Origin of the sequence: Halomonas sp. TG39a (genome assembly GCF_000744395.1) — a bacterium.
Lineage (GTDB): Bacteria > Pseudomonadota > Gammaproteobacteria > Pseudomonadales > Halomonadaceae > Vreelandella > Vreelandella ventosae_B.
Genome location: NZ_JQLV01000001.1, coordinates 3973388 through 3993943, shown reverse-complemented (window position 1 = coordinate 3993943; position 20556 = coordinate 3973388). Strand labels below are relative to the sequence as shown.

The window sequence follows — 20556 nt, the reverse complement described above, 5'->3', positions numbered from 1 at the left end:
TGCTCATGGTCGATCAGTAGTCACATATGTAAGGGGCAGTCCCATGCCAGTAGCAGAAAAGAAACCGGAAGCGTCCAAGTCCTTCACCCCGTATGAGCCAGCGCCGGGTGAAGAGTATATGAACGAGCAGCAGCTAGCGCACTTCCGACAGCTGCTGCTGGACTGGAAACAGGATCTCATGGAAGAGGTGGATCGTACCGTACGCCACCTGCAGGAAGATGCGAACAACTACGCCGACCCCGCCGACCGCGCTACCCAGGAAGAAGGCTTTAGCCTGGAACTGCGCACTCGGGATCGCGAGCGTAAGCTGCTCAAGAAAATTAACGAGACGCTGGATAACATTGACGATGACGATTACGGCTTCTGCGAAGCCTGCGGCGTTGAAATCGGCATTCGTCGTTTAGAAGCTCGCCCCACCGCCACCCTCTGCGTGGATTGCAAAACCCTGGCGGAACTCAAAGAGAAACAGCTGGGCGGCTGAGCGCTAAAAGACCGTGCTACTCGAACGCGGGCACCTTAGGGTGCCCGTTTTTGTGAATGGCTTTTTGTGAATAATCAGCCCCTCTCAACAATGACGCTACCATGAATGATTCTGCTCGCTACCGGGGGCGCTTTGCCCCTACGCCCTCAGGCCCGCTGCACTTTGGCTCGCTGGTCGCCGCCTTGGGCAGCTATCTAGACGCCCGTGCAGCCCAGGGGCAGTGGCTGGTACGTATTGAAGATATCGACCCACCCCGCTGCCCTGAAGGCGCGGCGAGTACTATCCTGCGCCAATTGGAGACTTTCGGCCTGGAGTGGGACGAAGCGGTGCTGTGGCAGCACACCCGCAGTGATGCTTACCAGCAAGCCTTAGACCGGCTTATCCAACTAGACCTTGCTTATCCCTGCAGCTGTTCCCGCAAACAGTGGCAGGCATTTGACATCTACCCGGGCTGGTGCCGCGATGGCGTCTGCGAGCCTACTAAACCGCTGGCCTGGCGGCTGCGCAGCGACCGCGGCGAGCGCCCGATTCGCTGGCAAGACCGGCTGTTCGGCGAGCAGCAGTTTGACCCAGCGGAACTGGGCGATGTGGTGTTAAAGCGCAAGGATGGCCTGTGGGCGTATCAACTTGCCGTCATCGTCGACGACGCCGACCAGCAGATTAGCGATGTAGTGCGCGGGCTCGACCTGCTTGATAACACTCCCTGGCAGCGCCAGTTGCAGGGCGCTCTTAAGCTAGCGCAACCGCGCTACCTACACTTGCCGCTCATCGTCACCGCTGAAGGCCAGAAGCTATCGAAGCAAAACCTCGCCCCCGCCCTGGCTGAAGATGACCACGGTGTGCGCCAGCAGCTCTTTCAAGCCCTGCAAGCGCTTGATCAAGCGCCGCCCCAAGACCTCGCAGCAGAGCCCCCGGCGACTCAGCTACACTGGGCGGTAGCCAACTGGTCACTTGAACGACTGCGCCCCACCAAGCACCGTTCAATACCGCTTTCCATGCTGCCCTCTTCACCACCAGGAGATTGATATGTACGTCTATCGCATCATGCTGTTTTTGGTGTTTGGCGGCTACCTGCTCTCTCCGCTGCTAATGAACGGCTGGAGCGACCCTACGGCTGCCTGGTACCGGCCGTTTGCGATTTGGGGCGGCTTGATTGCGCTAACCCTGTGGCTGGAGCAGAAGAGGAAGCTTGATGAACGTTGAGGTGCACGTTGAGATAGTCGGCGTCCTACTACTGGGGCTAGGCTATCTGGCGCTACTGTTTGGCTGCGGCTTTGCAGTAGAGCGCGGCTGGGTTCCGGTGCGTATTACCCGCCACCCAATTGTTTACACCCTTGCCCTGGGGGTTTACGCCAGTGCCTGGGCAATTTACGGCAGCGTGGAAATGGCCGCCCACGCAGGGTTTGGCTACCTGGCCTACTACCTGGGCGCAGCGGGGGCCTTTTTGCTCGCCCCGGTGCTGTTAGTGCCGATCCAGCGCATCACCCGCACCTATCAATTGACCTCGCTGGCAGATCTATTTGCCTTTCGCTTTCGCTCGCGGTGGGCGGGTACGCTGGTGACTATCGTCAGCCTACTAGCGGTGCTGCCACTGCTGGGCATTCAAGTCCAAACCCTCAGCGAAGCCATCAACATCCTCACCGCCAGCCAAGCGGGGGGTAGCGTTGCGCTGCTCTTTTGTGCCGTTATTGCCGCCTTTGCAGTGATTTTCGGCGCTCGCCACAGTCAGACTCACGGCAGTCACGACACCCTGCTCAGCGCCATTGCATTTGAATCCATCGTTAAGCTGCTGGCCATGCTGGGGCTTGGTGCGGTGGCGCTATGGATGGTGTTTGACGGCCCAGGCGATATGCAGCTGTGGCTGGAAGGCCCCGGTGCTATCCTCCAACAGCAGACACCCCAACTTGACCCTGCACAGTGGCGAACCCTACTGCTGTTGTTTTTTGCCGCGGCCTTTATGATGCCGCACCTATTCCATATCAGCTTTGCGGAAAGCCTGTCGCGGCATACCCTGCTGCAAGCCAGCTGGGCACTGCCGCTGTTTCTACTGTTAATGGCGCTGCCGGTGCCGCTGATCTGGTGGGCCGCTCAATCGGTTAATCCCGACATCCCCATCGCCGCTTATGCCGCCTACTTGATGACCGAGCACTGGTGGGTCGGGGCGCTGGCGTTTATCGGCGGGTTAGCCGCCGCCAGCGGCACCATGATCATGATTGCGCTGGCGCTTTCCGGCATGGTGCTGAACCATATCGTGCTGGTAGCGAGGCCCCCCGAGGCACGCAGCGACCTCTATGGTTGGCTGCTATGGCTACGCCGTGGCTTAGTCGTTGCGGTGATTATCGGCGGCTGGTTGTTTTACCAGTGGGTAGGGCGCTACCACGGCTTAATCGGCCTAGGGCTCGCCGCGTTTGTCGGCATGGCCCAATGCCTGCCCGGTATGCTGGCGCTGCTCTACTGGCCCGGCGCTAACCGTAAAGGCATGATTGTTGGCCTGATCGCAGGCGTCGTCGTGTGGCTGTGGGGCCTATGGCTGCCGCTTATGTTCTCGCTCCCCGTACCGACGCTACCCTTTACACCGTTTACGCCCGCCAATGCACCGGTTTGGTATAACGTCACGCTGCTGTCGCTGGCGGTCAATATCCTGCTGCTGATTGTGATATCGCTGTTTACGCGGATTTCTGAAGGGGAGCAGTCCGCCGCGGAAGCGTGCTCAGTGGATGCGGTTATCCGCTCGAAGCGCTTTCCGCTGGAAGCCGCGACGGCGAGTGATTTTGCTAACCATTTAGCCCAAGCGCTGGGCGACGAAGCCGCCCAACGCGAAGTCGCCCGTGCCTTGAAAGCGCTCAACTTAACGCCCCAGGAGCGGCGCCCCTACGCTCTGCGCCGCCTGCGCGACCGTATTCAAGCCAACCTCTCGGGGTTAATGGGGCCTTCAGTGGCACGAGATATTGTTGACCGCTACCTGCCCTACCGCCACGATGACTCCCCGGAAACCGACGATATTCACTTTGTTGAAAGTCGCCTGGAGGCCTACCGTTCGCGGTTAACGGGGCTAGCCCGGGAACTCGACGGCTTGCGCCGCCACCACCGCCAAACCCTGGCCTATCTGCCCGTGGGGCTGTGCGTGCTAGGCGATGACGATGAACTACTAATGTGGAATCAGGCGCTCTCGCAGCTCTCGGGGATTAGCGGTGAAAGCGTGATCGGTTCGCGCCGCGATAGCCTACCCGCCCCCTGGCCCAGCCTGCTGGGCAGCGTGTTAGACGCGACGCCAGGCCCGCTCTACAAGCAGGCGGTGACGCTGCACGGCAAGGATTACTTTCTGACCCTGCACAAAGCTATTCTCAGCGGCCACGACAGCCGTGGGGGCAGCGTGATTTTGATTGAAGACCATACCGAAATGAAGTGGCTGGAAGACGAGTTGGTGCATGCGGCGCGACTCGCCTCCATTGGCCAGTTGGCTGCCGGGGTCGCCCATGAAATTGGCAATCCGATTACCGGTATCTCGTCGCTGGCGCAAAACCTGCGCTACGACACCAACGACCCTGTGCTGCTGGAAACCGCCGATCAGATCCAGCAGTTGACCCAAAGGGTGACTAAAATCGTCAATTCATTGGTCGGCTTTGCCCACGGTGGGCGCCAAACGGTGCCGCTCCCCGCCTCCCCCGTGGCGCTCGCATCAATTAGCGAAGATGCACTGCACTTGATCCACCTCGCCCGCTCGGGAGAGGATGTTACCTTAACCAATGAGATACCCGACGATCTGGTGGTGCGCGGCGATGCCCAGCGGTTAACCCAAGTGATGGTCAACCTACTGAGCAACGCCAGGGATGCCTGCGACCAGGAGGGAGATGTTCATATTAGCGCAGGGCGCCACCAGCAGCTTGCCTGGTGGCGAATAACCGATAACGGTCAGGGTATCGATCCACGGGTGCGCGACCACTTATTTGAGCCTTTTACCACCACTAAGCCAGCAGGCGAAGGCACCGGCCTGGGTCTTTCACTGGCTTATCAGATTATCAATGAGCACCAGGGTAAAATAGAGGTGGCCTCGCCACCGCCCGGACAGCCTCGCGGCACAGCCATTACGTTATGGCTGCCGCTTTACCAACAGGATGATCAGCCAGCCCATGCCCAGGATTCTGATTGTTGAAGATGAAGCGATTATTCGCAGCGCGTTAAAGCGCCTGCTGGAACGCCACGACTATACGGTCAGCGAAGCAGGCAGCGCTGAGGAGGCCAGCCAGCTTGAACTCAAAGGGTTCGACCTCATCATCAGCGACCTGCGCCTGCCGGGCGAGCCGGGCACCACGCTGATCGCGGCTTCAAGCCCCGTGCCGGTTCTGATCATGACCAGCTACGCCAGCATGCGCTCTGCCGTGGAGTCGCTCAAACAGGGCGCCGTGGACTACGTTGCCAAGCCCTTCGACCATGCGGAGCTGCTGGAAACCGTTGAGCGAATTCTGCACAAGCAGTCGATGCAGCAGAGCCCACCGCCGGATATCACCGATGCCGGCGGCGGCCGCCAGACCATGATCGGCAACTGCGTTGCCATGCAGCAGGTCTACACCCGCATTAGTAAAACCGCCCCCGCCGATGTCACCGTACTGGTTCTGGGCGAGTCGGGCACCGGTAAGGAGCTGGTGGCACGCGCGATTCACCAGCAGAGCAAGCGCGCCAAAGCGCCGCTGATCTGCGTCAACTGCGCGGCGATTCCTGAAACACTGATCGAATCCGAACTGTTTGGCCATGAGAAAGGGGCTTTTACCGGCGCCAGCGCCGCGCGCACCGGGTTAGTCGAAGCGGCCGATGGCGGCACGCTGTTTTTGGATGAGATTGGCGAACTGCCGCTGGATGCCCAAGCACGGCTGTTACGTGTACTCCAAGAGGGCGAAATCCGTAAAATTGGCTCAGTGGAAACCCGTCACGTTAATGTCCGGCTGATTGCGGCCACCCACCGTGACCTGCGGGCGCTGTCAAAAACCGGTGAGTTCCGTCTCGATCTTTACTACCGGCTGAACGTGATGCAGATCGAGCTGCCGCCGTTGCGCGAGCGCGAGGATGACGTGCTCGAGATCGCCGACATTCTGCTCGACAAAGCATGTAAGCGTCATGAACGGACCGGTCTGCGTTTATCACGTGCTGCCCGCCAGGACTTGCGCGACTACCCTTGGCCAGGCAACGTACGCGAGCTGGAGAACGCCCTTGAGCGTGGCGTCATTCTTGCCGAGGGACATCTGATCCACCCGGATGATTTAGGTTTAGCGCCCATTACCGCTCGCCCTCATGCTCCGTCAACGACCACTCCCACCACCTCTGGCAGTGCAGATAATACCGCTGAAGAAAATGAAGACGACCTCTCGTTAGAGGATTACTTTCAGCATTTTGTGCTTGAGCACCAAGACCAAATGAGTGAAACCGAACTGGCACAAAAGCTTGGTATAAGCCGTAAAAATCTTTGGGAGCGGCGCCAACGGCTTGGCATACCGCGCAAAAAAACGGCCCGGCGCCCAGGCTAAGCCCCCGGGGCGCCTAGCTACCCGGACTCCTCGCGCCCTCTACGACCATTGTCTAATACACTGATTTAAATAAGAAATATCCCACTCTTTGCTACCCTGGCACTGTTACCTTCCCACACAAAGCCGCGCACAAACGGACCCAGAAGGGGTAACACTTTTTGCGCCGCTAAGTTCCGCCACGTTCAAAAAAACGCCAACCTTCTGAAATTTATAATTTATTAAATAGGTGGCACAGCGTCTGCAGTATTACTGGGTAAGAAAAACAAACTGGGCATAGCGGTAGGTCACCAACAAAAACAACATGACCTCACCCCAACCTGAGCCACAACAAAAACAACAGGGCCAGGTAGAGATAACGGTACTAACAATAACAATAGGCTTGAGTCTCATTACTTGCTTGCGCAGTCTACACAGGCGCAGCGAACAATAACAAAAGCAGCAAGTGGCCCGATAAGGACGCGACGTACAACGTGACTTGGCATCCTAACAACAACAATAGCTGTCAGTGTGTACACCCCGGCGCCAATAATAATTCCCCGGGGGGAGAAAAGTTCGCGGTTGGATTATTGTTTTGAATACGAGGCGGTCGGAACGATTGCGATCCTAACGCCTACCGACTGCGGTGCGTATTCAGGGCGATGTGCCATCATGAAGAAAAACAGCAGCAGGGACGCTGATTAATCGCTTAATAGGGGAGGCTCTCTTAGCCTCCCCTTTCCGTGTCTGGACACTTGAGTTTATGCAAACCAGCGTCAAATGCTTTGCAAGCCTTGGGGGGTCGGATACACTCGGACATTAACTGTCTATGTTAGGTACTCATTTGACGTGCTTTTTACATAGCCATGTTACGCAATACTTGACTTTTTTATGTACCCTGCGAGTTGAAATCGTCGCATGTTTAAAGGATTTACCCGTTTCCTACACAGCCCGGGGGAGCAATTGAAAACCTTGCTTGATCCCCAAGAGAGCACTACCAGCGCCCTTACTCCGCGCAACATCCCTCGGTCCGAGCACCCTGTTTCTCGCCAGCATATTAGTGATGCCGCGTTAAAAGTGCTTTATCGCCTTAGCGGGGCTGGTTTCGACGCCTATTTGGTGGGCGGCTGCATCCGCGATGCACTGCTTGGCAAAATGCCCAAGGATTTTGACGTCGCCACCAACGCCACCCCCGAACAGGTGCGCGATCTATTTCGTAACTCGCGCCTGATCGGCCGCCGTTTTCGGATTGTCCACGTGCGCTTTGGCCGCGAGGTCATTGAGGTCACCACCTTCCGTGGCAAACCCCAAGACGAGCATGGCGATCACATAGCCCACCAGTCAGATGAAGGGTTGCTGCTGCGTGACAATGTATGGGGCAATATTGAAGAAGACGCCCTGCGGCGCGACTTTACCGTTAATGCGCTCTACTACAATATCGCCGACTTCAGCATCACCGATTTTGCCAATGGTGCCGAGGACATCAAGACCCGCACCCTGCGCCTGATTGGCGACCCGGCGACACGCTACCGCGAAGACCCGGTGCGGATGCTGCGGGCGGTGCGCTTTGCGGCTAAGCTCGACTTCACCCTAGACCCGGCCACCGAAGCGCCAATGTACGACCAGGCGCCATTGCTGCTGCAGATTCCGCCAGCGCGCCTATTCGATGAAGTGCTCAAGCTGTTTATGTCGGGCCACGGCTTGGTCACCTTCCGGCTGCTTAGCCACTACGGCCTATTCGGCATGCTGTTCCCCGAGGCCGAAGAAGCCATGGCCGATGCCGCCTGGGCCGAAGAGCTGATTGAACAGGCGCTGACCAATACCGATAAACGTATCGCCGAAGAGCGCCCCGTCACCCCAGCGTTTCTGCTGGCGGCGTTTTTATGGGCACCGGTCAAACATCGCCAGGAAGCACTGGAACAGGAGGGCATGCCGCCCATTCCTGCGCTTCAAGCGGCGGCTCAGCAGGTGGTTTCTCGTCAGTTAGAGTTCACCTCAATTCCCAAGCGCTTTGGTATCCCCATGCGGGAAATTTGGGAGCTTCAGCAGCGCCTACCTCAGCGGCGCGGTAAAAAAGCTTTCCAAACCCGCGAACATTCTCGTTTCCGGGCGGGCTATGACCTGCTACTGCTGCGCGAGCAGGCGGGCGAGATACCCAGTGGTTTAGGCGAATGGTGGACGGCGTTTCAGCGCGGCGATGAGCACGAACAGCGTCGCCTGCTGCAAAAAGTTGGCGGCGACCCCGCCAGCCAGGGCGACCGTCGTCGCAAACGGCGCCGTAAGCCGAGCGCGCCAGAGTAGTGGGTGCGCCTTCCCAGCTCGCCTATATTGGCTTGGGTAGCAATCTAGAGTCGCCTATCGAGCAGGTTCGCGAGGCCCTCAACGAGCTGGCAATGCTACCGCTAAGTCGATTGGTGGCAGCATCATCGCTTTACGCCAGCCGCCCGGTGGGGCCGCAGGATCAGCCGGACTTTATCAACGCGGTGGCCGCGCTGGAGACGCAGCTCTCGCCGCTGGCGCTACTCGACCAGCTTCAGGCGTTAGAGCAGCAGCATCGCCGCCGCCGCCAGCGCCACTGGGGGCCCCGCACGCTTGATCTTGACCTGCTGCTCTACGCTAATGACCACATCAACTCGCCGCGTTTACGCGTACCGCACCCGCAAATGACTGCCCGGGCCTTTGTACTGCTCCCCCTCGCAGAGATCGCCCCCTCTCTAGACCTTCTCCAACAGCCGCTATCCACGTGGCTTGAGCAAGTTGAGAACCAAGGCTTGGAACGCTTACCTAACGCCTAGTGTGCGGCTAACGCTACCATTTGACACAAATCTCGACACCGACACCCCATTCAGGTAACAATTACCGGTTACGCCACTTCGCGCATGCAGGGATGCAGCATCAATAATGGTCGGCTGCCTATGTCGCAGCGGCCTCACGTAAAACATGAGAGCACGCCATGAAAACCGTCACCCTAAGCACGCTGCAGGCCTATAAGCAGGCTGGCGAGACGTTCAGTTGCCTAACCGCTTACGACGCCTCCTTTGCCCATGCGGCAAGCCAGGCAGGCATTGATGTCCTGCTCGTCGGTGATTCGCTGGGCATGGTGCTACAGGGCCATAACAGCACCCTACCCGTCACCATTGACGATATCATTTACCACACCCGCTGCGCGGCGCGTGGTAAAGGCCATAGCCTGCTGATGGTAGACCTCCCCTTTATGAGCAACGCCACCACGGAGCGCCTGTTGGAAGATGCCGGTGCCGTGATGCGCGCGGGCGCGGAGCTGGTCAAACTGGAAGGCGAAGCGTGGATGGCCGATGGCATTCGTGAACTTACCCGCCGCGGCGTACCGGTGTGTGCCCACCTGGGCTTAACACCGCAAACCGTGCATCAGCTAGGTGGCTATAAAGTGCAGGGACGCGACGCTGCTCAAGCGGAACGCATCATTAACGACGCAAAAGTACTTGTCGAGGCGGGCGCTTCGGTGATTCTGCTCGAGTGCGTTCCTGCCAGTCTGGGCAAAGCGGTCACCGCCGCGCTGGATGTGCCGGTGATTGGCATTGGCGCAGGACCGGATACCGACGGCCAAATTCTGGTGATGCACGATGTGCTGGGCGTCACCCACGGACGCACGCCGCGCTTTGTGAAAAACTTTATGGTTGAGGCGGACAGCATTCAAACTGCGTTTCAGCGCTACCATGAAGCGGTCAAAACACGCACTTTCCCAGCCCAAGAGCACTGCTTTTAAAGATGACGGTTAAGGCATCTCGTCTATCGACCACCTTTTGTCACTCATACGAAACGACTATGCGCACTTTGCGAGACATTGATCAGCTCCGCAGCACGCTGCGAGATTACCGCCAACGCGGCCAGCGTATTGCCCTGGTGCCCACCATGGGCAATCTCCACGCAGGCCACCTAGCGCTGGTCGCCTGCGCGCGCCAACACGCCGATATCGTGGTCGCAAGCCTGTTCGTCAATCCGATGCAGTTTGGCCCAGGCGAAGACTTAGACGGCTACCCGCGTACCTTTGATGCCGATCAAGCGCAGCTTATCGAGGCTGGCTGCGACGTGCTGTTCGCCCCGGCGGCGAGCTCGCTCTACCCTAACGGCTTGGACGCACAGACCCGCGTGCATGTGCCCGTGGTGGGCGAAGGGCTGTGCGGCGGCTCACGCCCCGGCCATTTCGACGGCGTCTCCACCGTGGTCAGCATGCTGTTTAATCTGGTGCAGCCAGATATTGCCTGCTTTGGGGAGAAGGATTACCAGCAGCTTGCGGTGATTCGTAAGCTGGTGCGCGATCTGCACATGCCCATCGAAATTATCGGCGTGCCCATCGTGCGCGCAGAAGATGGTTTGGCACTGTCATCGCGTAACGGCTATTTAAGTCGCGAGGAGCGCGCCATTGCCCCTGTGCTCTACCGAACGCTGTGTACACTACGCGACGCACTGGAACATGGCGACGCTATCGAAAAGGTACTACACCAGGGTAAAGCCGCGCTGTATGATGCGGGCTTTACACCGGACTACCTGGAATTGCGCGATGCCTCGCTCGCCCCGGTCAGCCCAGCGACTCGCCAGGCAGTACTGCTGGCCGCCGCCAAACTAGGCCCGGCGCGATTAATCGACAACCTCACGGTTCAGCTCCCGAACAGCGCTGCCACGACTATGAGTGAATAAACCAACAACGAGGAATACAGGAACTCACAATGCACACCATTATGCTCAAAGCCAAGCTGCACATGGCTCGCGTCACACACGCGGTACTCAACTACGAAGGCTCCTGCGCCATCGACGGTGACTTGCTGGATATGGCGGGCATTCGTGAAAATGAGCAGATCCAGATTTACAACGTCGAGAACGGCGAACGCTTCACCACTTACGCTATCCGCGGTGAGGAAGGCTCCAAACTTATCTCGATCAACGGCGCTGCGGCCCACCTTGCCGCCCCTGGCCACCGGATCATTATCTGCAGCTACGCCCACTACTCCGAAGCCGAACTGGAAAACCACCAGCCTGCGCTGGTGTATCTGCAGGAAGGCAACCACGTCAGCCACACCAGCAATATTATCCCGGTGCAGTTGGCCTGATCACAACTGGCCGAATCTTAGCGCCTCTACTACTTTCCCCTGACGGGCCACATGTTGGCCCGTTTTTATTTGCCCATAAAGGTTTATTGCCGCAACGCACCACCTTCCCCTATGCTGAAGAGACGGCTGACACAGCACGAATAAAAGAGTACGGCTGCAGAGCACGCCTATCGGGCATCTGGCATCAGACTGTCTGTTAATTACTCCAGGAGTCATCTTATGCAAGAAGTAGTCATTGTTGCGGCACGCCGCACCGCTGTGGGCGCTTTCGGCGGCTCCCTCGCAGGTATTCCCGCGAGCGACCTCGGCGCCTTGGTGATCAAAGATATCCTCGCCTCAACCGGCGTTTCTCCCGATCAAGTTGACGAAGTACTGCTGGGCCAAGTGCTCACCGCAGGCGTTGGCCAAAACCCGGCGCGCCAAGCGGCTATCAAGGGCGGCCTGCCAGACTCGGTACCGGCCATGACCATCAACAAAGTGTGTGGTTCAGGCCTTAAAGCGCTGCATCTCGCCACTCAAGCCATTCGCTGTGGCGATGCTGAGCTGATTCTGGCCGGTGGTCAGGAGAACATGTCCGCCTCGCCACACGTACTCCCCAACTCCCGCAACGGTCAGCGCATGGGCGATTGGAAGGCAATTGATTCCATGGTGCACGACGGCCTGTGGGATGCGTTCAACAACTACCACATGGGCATTACTGCCGAGAACTTGGCCGAGAAGTACGGCATCACCCGCGAAGCGATGGACGAGTTCGCCGCAGCGTCCCAGCAGAAAGCCGCTGCCGCCATCAAAGAAGGTAAGTTCAAAGGTCAGATCGTGCCGGTGGAAATCCCCCAGCGCAAAGGCGACCCGGTGGTGTTTGATACCGATGAGAACCCACGGGAAGTTACCGCGGAGAAGCTTGGCGGCATGCGCCCTGCGTTTAAGAAAGACGGCACCGTTACCGCCGGTAACGCCTCGGCGCTCAACGACGGCGCGGCAGTGGTTATGCTCTGCTCCGCCGAAAAAGCCAAGCAGCTGGGGCTAGAGCCGCTGGCGCGTATTGCCGCTTACTCCAACGCAGGCGTTGATCCTGCCATTATGGGTATCGGCCCCGCACCGGCTACCCGCCGCTGCTTGGAAAAAGCCGGCTGGAGCCTGGATGACCTGGATCTGGTAGAAGCCAACGAAGCCTTCGCTGCCCAGGCACTCTCCGTTAACAAAGAACTTGGCTGGGATGTCAGCAAGGTCAACGTCAACGGCGGTGCCATTGCCCTAGGCCACCCCATCGGCGCTTCCGGCTGCCGCGTACTGGTCACCCTGCTCCACGAAATGATCGCCCGCGACGCCAAGAAAGGCCTCGCGACGCTGTGTATCGGCGGCGGTCAGGGTGTCGCACTGGCGATAGAGCGTCCTTAACAATCGTCTTCGGTTAACCAGCCAAACATGCCCCCGTTGCGACGGGGGTATTTTTTGGCTTGTAGATGATTAGCGTGACCTCTCACCGACCACCCTGGCAGGTGTGCTCAGCACCAGCAGCGCGCCCAGCAGGAATAGCCCGGAAGCCGCCCACATGGCGATAGGTAAGCTAGTGCCATCAACGATACGCCCACCGACCATTGCCCCCAAACCAATCGACATATTGAAGGTAAACGCCATTAACGCCGTGGCGGCTTCGGTATTGGGTGCGGTGCGTAAAATCCAGGTTTGAATGCTTACCGATACACTGCCGAACACGGCGCCCCAGGCCATTAGCAAGAACACGCCACTGCTCGGTTGAATACCCAGCACCGGGAAAGCAGCTACAACGATAAGCAGCAGGCTGGGAATCGCCAGCACCGCGCGGTAGGGGTGCCGCCCGGCGAACATACCCGCCGCAATGTTGCCCAGGATGCCTGCGGCCCCGTAGAGCAGGAGCAGGCTGCCCACATGGCGCTGGGAAATACCGCTAATCTCCTGCAGGATAGGGCTAATAAAGGTGTAGGCGGCAAAGTGCCCCACCACCACAAACCCTGTGGTTAATACCGCCACCCGTACACCACGATTACTAAATTGCTGCGCCAGTACTCGCAGACGAACAGGTTCACGTGGTGGCAAAGACGGCAGCCAACGCCACAGCGCAATGGCCGTTAACAGGCTAAAACCGCCCAGCGCCCCAAAGGCGACCCGCCAGTTGCTGAAATCGCCCAATAGCGTGCCCAGCGGTACGCCCAGCACCGAGGCTGCCGCGACACCACCAAAAATCATCGTCATCGCTTTAGGCACCTGTGCCTCCGGCACAAGGCGCGGGGCAATACTGCCCGCCACCGCCCAAAACCCACCAATGCTAAGCCCCACCAGCACACGGGCGGCAAGCAACAGGATAAAGCTGCTGGCCAATGCCGAGAGCACACTCCCGGCCACCATCACGACCATCAATACCGTGAGCATAATACGCCGATCCAAGCGCCCCACCGCGACCGGCAGCAGCGGGGCTGAAAAGGCAGCGACCACGCCGGGCACGGTGACCATTAAGCCTGCCATGCCGGGGGTAACGCCCATGCTCGATGCCACCTGAGAAAGCAACCCAATCGGCAGCTGCTCCGCGGTCACCAGTAAAAAAATGCCGATCATCACGGCCACCACCGCCCACCAGCGCGGCGCTTGTTGCTGCTCCATCTGCTGCTCCCTGACTGTTGACTGTCTAAATCCCGGCGAACATAGCTTTAGCTAACATCAAAACACTATCTAGTAAAAAAGTGCTTTGCTAAAACGGTACCTAGCAAAAAAATACCTAGCAAAAACAAAGCCCCCGCAGCCAGAGGCTACGAGGGCGGTATCAGAAACCTAGCCAGCGATTTAAATCGTCGCTTCGGTTTCCGCTGCTTCTGCTGCGAAAGCGGTTTTCTCTTCTTCAGTGATCTCTTTCATCGACAGCTTCACGCGGTTGCGGTTGTCGATATCAAGTACCTTCACAATCACGTCATCGCCTTCGTTCAAGAAGTCGCGCACGTTGTTAACGCGCTCGGCAACGATTTGCGAGATGTGCACCAGGCCATCGGTACCCGGCATGATGTTCACGAACGCGCCGAAGTCAGCAATGCGTACCACTTTACCCATATACAGCTTGCCGATTTCCGCTTCAGCGGTAATCGCCAGTACGGTGTCAATGGCGCGCTTGGCGGCGGCTTTATCTTCCGCGTAGATACGTACGGTGCCGTCGTCGTCGAGATCGATTGAAGCGCCGGTGTCTTCGCAGATTTTACGAATCATCGCGCCGCCTTTACCGATCACATCGCGGATCTTGTCGGGATCGATTTTAATCGTTGCCATGGACGGGGCGTTGTCGGAGACATCGCTACGGCTCTGGCTGATCACCACATTCATCTGCTCAAGAATACTCAGCCGCGCGGTCAGTGCTTGCTGCAGCGCGAGCTCCATAATCTCTTCGTTGATGCCTTCGATCTTGATGTCCATCTGCAGGGCGGTAACGCCCTCTTCAGAACCTGCGACTTTAAAGTCCATATCGCCGAGGTGGTCTTCATCACCCAGGATATCGGTCAATACCGCGAAGCCGTCCGGGTCTTTTACCAGACCCATTGCGATACCCGCCACCGGTGCTTTTAGCGGCACGCCTGCATCCATCAACGCCAGCGAAGAGCCACATACGGAAGCCATCGAGCTAGAGCCGTTAGACTCGGTGATTTCCGAGACCACGCGAATGGTATAGGGGAAGGTATCTTCGGATGGCAGCATCGCCTGTACGCCGCGACGCGCTAGGCGGCCATGGCCGATTTCACGACGCTTAGGGCCACCCATAAAGCCCGCTTCGCCTACCGAGTAGGGAGGGAAGTTGTAGTGCAGCATAAAGCGGTCTTTACGCTCGCCTTCCAGTGATTCAATTAGCTGTGAGTCACGCAGCGTGCCCAGCGTTGCCACGGCTATCGCCTGGGTCTCACCACGGGTAAAGATGGCCGAACCGTGGGCTTTTGGCAGCACGCCGACTTCGATAGCCAGCGGGCGCACGGTCTGGTTGTCGCGACCATCAATACGCGGCTCGCCTTTGACAACCCGCGAACGCACCACGCGTTTTTCCAGGCTAGCAAAAGCACCTTTAACGTCATCTTTACTGAACTTGTCGTTAACCGGTTCGCCTTCATCGGCTGCCAGCTGTTCAATCGCCTGGTCTTTCAACTCAGCCAGTGCATCCTGGCGCTGCATTTTGTCGGTGATGCGGTAAGCATCGCCCACTTTAGCCTCAAACGCATCGGCCATAGCGGTTTTGAGCGCCTGGTTCTCTTCGGCGGCCTGCCACTCCCAGCGCGGCTTACCGGCTTCAGCAACCAGTTCGTTGATGGCGCTGATCGCTACCTGCATCTCTTGGTGGCCGAACAGTACGGCTCCCAGCATTTCGTCTTCAAGCAGCTCTTTAGCTTCAGACTCAACCATCAGCACGGCTTTTTCAGTACCGGCGACGACCATGTCGAGCTCAGAGGTGGCCAGTTCTTCAACGGTTGGGTTGAGGAAGTAGCCTTTCTCTTCGTTAAAACCAACGCGGGCTGCGCCGATCGGGCCACTAAACGGCACGCCAGAGATGCTCAGCGCTGCGGAAGTACCCAGCAGTGCGGCAATATCCGGATCGTGATTACGGTCGGTGGAGAGAACGGTACAGACGACCTGCACTTCGTTCATAAAGCCTTTGGGGAACAGCGGACGGATCGGGCGATCGATCAGCCGCGAAGTCAGCGTCTCTTTCTCAGTGGGTCGTCCTTCGCGCTTAAAGAAGCCGCCAGGAATTTTGCCCACTGCGTAGGTTTTCTCCTGGTAGTGTACCGAGAGAGGGAAAAAGGGTTGGCTCGGGTTAGCCTCTTTACGAGCGACCACGGTACACAGCACGACGGTGTCGTCCATGGTAACCATGACAGCGCCGGTGGCTTGGCGAGCAATACGCCCGGTTTCGAGCGTGACGGTGCTACGACCGTACTGGAACGTTTTCTTTACCGGATTCACAGCGACTTCCTTCAGCATTATCAATATCTACTTGTCTATTCGTTTAGGTCGTTTTGACTGGTTACCATTCTAGGCGCTGGAACGCGATAGGGCTACCAGTTCCTGCTTGCCCCCAGCACTATTGAGATAAACCCGAAACATAAAAAAACGGGCAGCTCTTTATGAGCTGCCCGTTTCGAATCGTTGCCGTTAACGCTTAACGACGCAGACCTAAACGCTGGATCAGGGACTGATAGCGTTCGAAATCTTTACGCTTTAGGTAGTCCAGCAACTTACGACGCTGGTTAACCATGCGGATCAGACCACGACGAGAGTGGTGATCCTGTTTGTTGGTCTTGAAGTGGTCCTGCAGGCCATTGATGTTGGCGCTCAGCAGTGCAACCTGTACTTCAGGGGAACCGGTATCGTTATCGCCGCGGCCGTATTCAGTGACGATCTCGGCCTTCTTCTCAGCGGTTAAAGCCATCTGTCTCTCCAGTAAGCAATATGCCTAAAAATGAATGGGTGAGACCACGCATATTTGCAGTCTCAAGCTACTATTTTCCCGTAAAGTGCTGCGTCCTTGCAACGCTGATTACGAGATAGCGACGGTACTTAACAGCCGCTTAGGCGCCACTTCCTGGGCACCTTTCACTACGCCAAGGCCGATAAACGTCTCGGCGTAATAAAGTCTGGCTACTTCGTCTGCGGCTAATGCGCCGGTTTCGAGAGCAGCGGGCTGGCCATGGGCCAAACGGGCGTGGGCGGTGTCGTCTACCGTCAGTAACGGCAAATGATCCACCAGCACATCCACGGGCATTAGCTCAGCTTCCAGTGCTGCCTGGTCGGCCAGTGCTTCCAAGGCCTCTAGCGTCCACATCGCGTCGGCTAAAAAGGGCCCTGTTTTGAGCCTTCTTAGTTGACTGATGTGCGCACCACAGCCAAGCGCTTGACCAATATCTTCGGCTAACGTGCGGATGTAAGTGCCTTTACTGCAGCTTACTTCCAGCTCAAAAGCGCTGCCTTCAAACGATAGCAGGCGCGCATCATACACGCTTACCCGCCGAGCTGCACGCTCTACGTGTTTGCCTTCGCGGGCTAACTCGTAAAGTTTTTTGCCCTGATGCTTTAGCGCCGAGTACATGGGAGGCACTTGGTCAATCTCACCGCGAAAGCGGGTGAGCACAGTTTCCACGTCATCGGCGCTTAAACTGGGAACCTCATGCTGCTCAATAATCGTGCCTTCCGCATCGCCGGTATCGGTGATCACCCCAAGCTCTATCCGGGTGCGATACACCTTGTCGGCTTCCAGCAAGTGCGACGAGAACTTGGTCGCTTCGCCTAGGCAAATCGGCAATAAGCCGGTTGCCATCGGGTCGAGCGTGCCGGTGTGCCCGGCTTTTTGAGCCTGGAACAGCCGACGTACACGCTGCAGCGCATGGTTGCTGGAAACGCCTTTGGGCTTATCCAGCAGCAGTACGCCATTGACCGGCAAACCACGACGTTGACGCGCCACTAGCGAGTTTCCTCACTTTGCTCGGCAGCGTCGTCCCCTTCTTCACTTTGATTGCGTGCGCGGTCAGTGGTGACCGCTTCATCAATCAGTGAAGAGAGTTGCTGACCGCGCACCACGCTTTCATCGAAATGAAAACGTAGTTCTGGCACGTGACGTAGCTTGATGCGCTTAGCAATCTGGCTTCTTAGAAAACCCGCAGCGCGCTTAAGCACCTGCAGATTCTCTTTAATACGCTCGGGCTCTTGCTCACCCAACAAAGTGACGTAGACGTCGGAGTAGCCAAGGTCACGGCTAACGGTGACACCGCTGACCGTGACCATGCCCAAACGTGGGTCTTTCACTTCGCGTTGGATCAATACCGCCAGCTCCTTTTGGAGCTGGTCGGCTACCCGGTCAGTACGCTTAAATTCGCGCATGTTTAGCTCCTCGCAGCCTTACAGGCTACGCTCGACCTTCACTTGGTCGAAGACTTCGATCTTATCGCCGACTTGGACATCGTTGTAGTTCTTCACGCCGATGCCACACTCCATGCCGTTGCGCACTTCCTGCACATCGTCTTTGAAGCGGCGCAGCGATTCGAGCTCGCCTTCGTAGATCACCACGTCATCACGCAACACGCGGATCTTCTTATTACGATGCACGCTGCCTTCGATGACCATACAGCCAGCGATGGCACCAATCTTCGGCGCACGGAAGACGTCGCGTACTTCGGCAATACCGACGATCTCTTCTTTCCACTCAGGTGCGAGCATACCGCTCATCGCCTGCTTGACCTCGTCGATCAGCTGGTAAATAACGCTGTAGTAGCGCAGATCCAGACCTTCACGTTCGATGATCTCACGGGCAGCGGCGTCAGCACGGACGTTAAAGCCGACCACGATGGCTTCCGACGCAAGCGCCAGGTTGGCATCGGTACCGGTGATACCACCCACACCAGAGGAAACCACGGCGACTTCAACTTCACCCGTAGAGAGCTCTTCCAGAGCGCCTTTGATCGCTTCCAGCGAACCTTGAACGTCGGCTTTGAGGACGATGTTGACCTTGGCCACTTCGTCTTGGCCCATCTGGCTGAACATGTTCTCCAGCTTGGCCTTCTGCTGACGCGCCAGGCGCACTTCGCGGTACTTGCCTTGACGGAAGTTAGCTACTTCGCGGGCTTTCTTCTCGTCAGCAACGACCATAAAGTCATCACCGGCATCCGGCGTACCGCCCAAGCCTTGAATCTCTACCGGCATGGCCGGGCCAACCGAATCAACCTGCTGGGCAAGTTCGTTGGTCAGCGCACGTACACGACCATAGTGCAGGCCAGCCAGGACGATATCGCCCTTTCTCAGCGTGCCGTTCTGAACCAGTACGGTAGCGACCGGACCACGTCCTTTATCAAGGCGTGACTCAACCACAACACCTTTACCGGGCGCGGAAGGCACGGCTTTTAGCTCAAGCACTTCGGAGGCCAGCTGGATCGCTTCCAGCAGCTCTTCCATACCTTCACCGGTCTTAGCAGACACGTGAACAAACTGGGTGTCGCCGCCCCACTCTTCCGAGATCACGCCGTGCTGGGAAAGCTCATTTTTGATGCGATCAAGATCGATACCATCTTTATCGATCTTGTTGACCGCTACCACCATGGGCACTTCGGCAGCTTTGGAGTGTTCAATCGCCTCAATCGTCTGAGGCATCACGCCATCATCCGCTGCGACGACCAGGATGACGACGTCCGTCGCCTTGGCACCACGGGCACGCATAGCGGTAAACGCCGCGTGGCCTGGGGTATCCAGGAAGGTCACGCCACCGTGGTTATCTTCCACGTGGTAGGCACCGATATGCTGGGTAATACCGCCAGCCTCACCCGTGGCTACTTTCGCTTTACGGATGTAATCGAGCAGCGAAGTTTTACCGTGGTCAACGTGACCCATAACGGTCACTACGGGCGAGCGGGTGATCTCTTCGCCTTCATAGGAGATGCCTTCAAGCATTTCCGTTTCCAGCGCGTCATCTTTCACCAGCTTCGGCGTATGACCCATCTCTTCCACCACGATCGCAGCCGTATCCTGATCGATGGTTTGGTTAATGGTCACTGCCGCGCCCATGTTGAACATGGCCTTGATGACTTCGTTGGCTTTGATCGACATTTTGTCGGCCAATTCCGCCACGCTGATCGATTCAGGGATCGATACTTCACGCACAATCGGCTGAGTCGGTTTCTGGAAAGCGTGCTTGCCGTTGCCGGTCTGGTTGCCACCACGGCGACCACCACGACGCTGCTCGGCACGTTTTACCTTCTTACCGCCGCCACCGCGCTTGCGTTCTTCGCGATCACCACGATCTTCATCGTCACGACGACCCTTGGCTTTTGCTGCAGCCTTCTTCGGCGGCGCAGTACGACGGTCAGAGCGGCCTTCTTTCGGCGGCGCTGGCGGCATATCGTCACCGGACGGCGTGTCGTCGATTTCAAGATTCGGCACCGGGATATCAGGCGTCGCCGGTGCTTTAGTGGCTCTTGGCGTTGATTCAGCCTCTTGCTTACTATGCGCGGCGGCTTCAGCTTCTTTATTGCTACGCGCTGTCGCTTCAGCTACCTGCGCAGCTCGAGCTTTCTTCGCAGCAGCTTTTTCCTCGGCTTCACGCGCATCGGAAACCTTGCGCTCAGCTTCAGCTTCCGCCATATCGCCCACTAGCTGGCGGGGGCCGGTGTAGCTAGGCTCCGGTGCTTTCGGCTTTTCATCTTCAGCGCTTTTGACGTAGGTTTTTTTCTTACGTACCTGCACTTCGATGGTTTTGCCGCGCTCGCCGGTATTGATACGGCTACGGGTTTTGCGCGTCAGCGTGATACGGTTTTTGCCCGCTTCAGCAGTGTCGCTACCGCCATGGCTCTTCTTCAAGAAACTCAGCAGCTTCTGCTTATCTTCTTCAGACACAGCATCGCTTTCTGAAGCGTGCTTCAAACCCGCTTCTTTCATTTGCTCTAGTAGGCGAGGCACATCACGGCCCACCTTTCCTGCGAAATCTTTAACTGTCATATCTGACATA

At 57.6% G+C, this 20556-nt stretch carries 17 protein-coding genes; 11 read left to right on the top strand and 6 right to left on the bottom strand.

The window, feature by feature from the left end; all coding sequences use genetic code 11:
- The first annotated feature begins 43 nt into the window (after nt 1-43).
- The 11 genes from dksA (at nt 44) to U738_RS17975 (ending at nt 12461) form a co-directional block, all read left to right on the top strand.
- Entirely contained in the window at nt 44-481 is a 438-nt protein-coding gene (dksA, locus tag U738_RS18025) for an RNA polymerase-binding protein DksA (protein WP_007111809.1), read from the top strand.
- Nucleotides 482-582: 101 nt separating this feature from the next.
- Entirely contained in the window at nt 583-1506 is a 924-nt protein-coding gene (gene gluQRS / locus U738_RS18020; protein ID WP_035582972.1) for a tRNA glutamyl-Q(34) synthetase GluQRS, read from the top strand.
- 1 nt (nt 1507) lies between these two features.
- Entirely contained in the window at nt 1508-1684 is a 177-nt protein-coding gene (locus U738_RS23495) for a hypothetical protein (RefSeq protein WP_035582970.1), read from the top strand.
- A complete protein-coding gene (locus U738_RS18010; protein ID WP_172821691.1) occupies nt 1674-4634 on the top strand; it encodes an ATP-binding protein in 2961 nt (986 codons plus the stop codon). The genes U738_RS23495 and U738_RS18010 overlap by 11 nt, the downstream gene beginning before the upstream one ends.
- Nucleotides 4612-6000: a sigma-54-dependent transcriptional regulator gene (locus tag U738_RS18005; protein WP_035582968.1), complete on the top strand. Its 1389-nt coding sequence runs from the start codon at nt 4612-4614 to the stop codon at nt 5998-6000. The genes U738_RS18010 and U738_RS18005 overlap by 23 nt, the downstream gene beginning before the upstream one ends.
- Nucleotides 6001-6894: 894 nt before the next feature.
- The gene (gene pcnB, locus U738_RS18000) at nt 6895-8277 is read left to right on the top strand and encodes a polynucleotide adenylyltransferase PcnB (RefSeq protein ID WP_009287938.1); all 1383 of its coding nucleotides are present in this window, start codon (nt 6895-6897) and stop codon (nt 8275-8277) included.
- Nucleotides 8277-8771 carry a 2-amino-4-hydroxy-6-hydroxymethyldihydropteridine diphosphokinase gene (folK, locus tag U738_RS17995; protein ID WP_035582966.1) on the top strand — a complete coding sequence of 165 codons (495 nt, stop codon included), beginning with the start codon at nt 8277-8279 and terminating at the stop codon, nt 8769-8771. Before pcnB ends, folK begins: the two co-directional genes overlap by 1 nt.
- A 158-nt stretch (nt 8772-8929) precedes the next feature.
- The gene (gene panB, locus U738_RS17990; protein ID WP_035582964.1) at nt 8930-9721 is read left to right on the top strand and encodes a 3-methyl-2-oxobutanoate hydroxymethyltransferase; all 792 of its coding nucleotides are present in this window, start codon (nt 8930-8932) and stop codon (nt 9719-9721) included.
- A 59-nt stretch (nt 9722-9780) separates the two neighbouring features.
- Nucleotides 9781-10653: a pantoate--beta-alanine ligase gene (gene panC, locus U738_RS17985; protein ID WP_035582962.1), complete on the top strand. Its 873-nt coding sequence runs from the start codon at nt 9781-9783 to the stop codon at nt 10651-10653.
- Nucleotides 10654-10682: 29 nt separating this feature from the next.
- The gene (panD, locus tag U738_RS17980; RefSeq protein ID WP_007111819.1) at nt 10683-11063 is read left to right on the top strand and encodes an aspartate 1-decarboxylase; all 381 of its coding nucleotides are present in this window, start codon (nt 10683-10685) and stop codon (nt 11061-11063) included.
- 219 nt (nt 11064-11282) lie between these two features.
- Complete coding sequence (locus U738_RS17975) at nt 11283-12461, top strand: acetyl-CoA C-acetyltransferase (protein ID WP_035562738.1); 1179 nt, start codon at nt 11283-11285, stop codon at nt 12459-12461.
- Between the two features lie 69 nt (nt 12462-12530).
- Here U738_RS17975 and U738_RS17970 read toward each other — a convergent pair whose 3' ends face one another.
- The 6 genes from U738_RS17970 to infB all read right to left on the bottom strand — a co-directional run bounded on the left by U738_RS17970 (nt 12531) and on the right by infB (nt 20555).
- Nucleotides 12531-13700: an MFS transporter gene (locus U738_RS17970; RefSeq protein ID WP_035582960.1), complete on the bottom strand. Its 1170-nt coding sequence runs from the start codon at nt 13698-13700 to the stop codon at nt 12531-12533.
- Nucleotides 13701-13880: 180 nt separating this feature from the next.
- Nucleotides 13881-16049, bottom strand: coding sequence for a polyribonucleotide nucleotidyltransferase (pnp, locus tag U738_RS17965; RefSeq protein WP_035582958.1), 2169 nt, complete (start codon nt 16047-16049; stop codon nt 13881-13883).
- Nucleotides 16050-16227: 178 nt separating this feature from the next.
- Nucleotides 16228-16497, bottom strand: a complete 270-nt coding sequence (rpsO, locus tag U738_RS17960) for a 30S ribosomal protein S15 (protein WP_007111823.1) — start codon at nt 16495-16497, stop codon at nt 16228-16230.
- Between the two features lie 108 nt (nt 16498-16605).
- The gene (gene truB, locus U738_RS17955; protein WP_035582956.1) at nt 16606-17526 is read right to left on the bottom strand and encodes a tRNA pseudouridine(55) synthase TruB; all 921 of its coding nucleotides are present in this window, start codon (nt 17524-17526) and stop codon (nt 16606-16608) included.
- Nucleotides 17526-17942, bottom strand: coding sequence for a 30S ribosome-binding factor RbfA (gene rbfA, locus U738_RS17950; RefSeq protein WP_035582954.1), 417 nt, complete (start codon nt 17940-17942; stop codon nt 17526-17528). The genes truB and rbfA overlap by 1 nt, the downstream gene beginning before the upstream one ends.
- Nucleotides 17943-17960: 18 nt before the next feature.
- Complete coding sequence (gene infB / locus U738_RS17945) at nt 17961-20555, bottom strand: translation initiation factor IF-2 (protein ID WP_035582952.1); 2595 nt, start codon at nt 20553-20555, stop codon at nt 17961-17963.
- Nucleotide 20556: the final 1 nt, after the last annotated feature.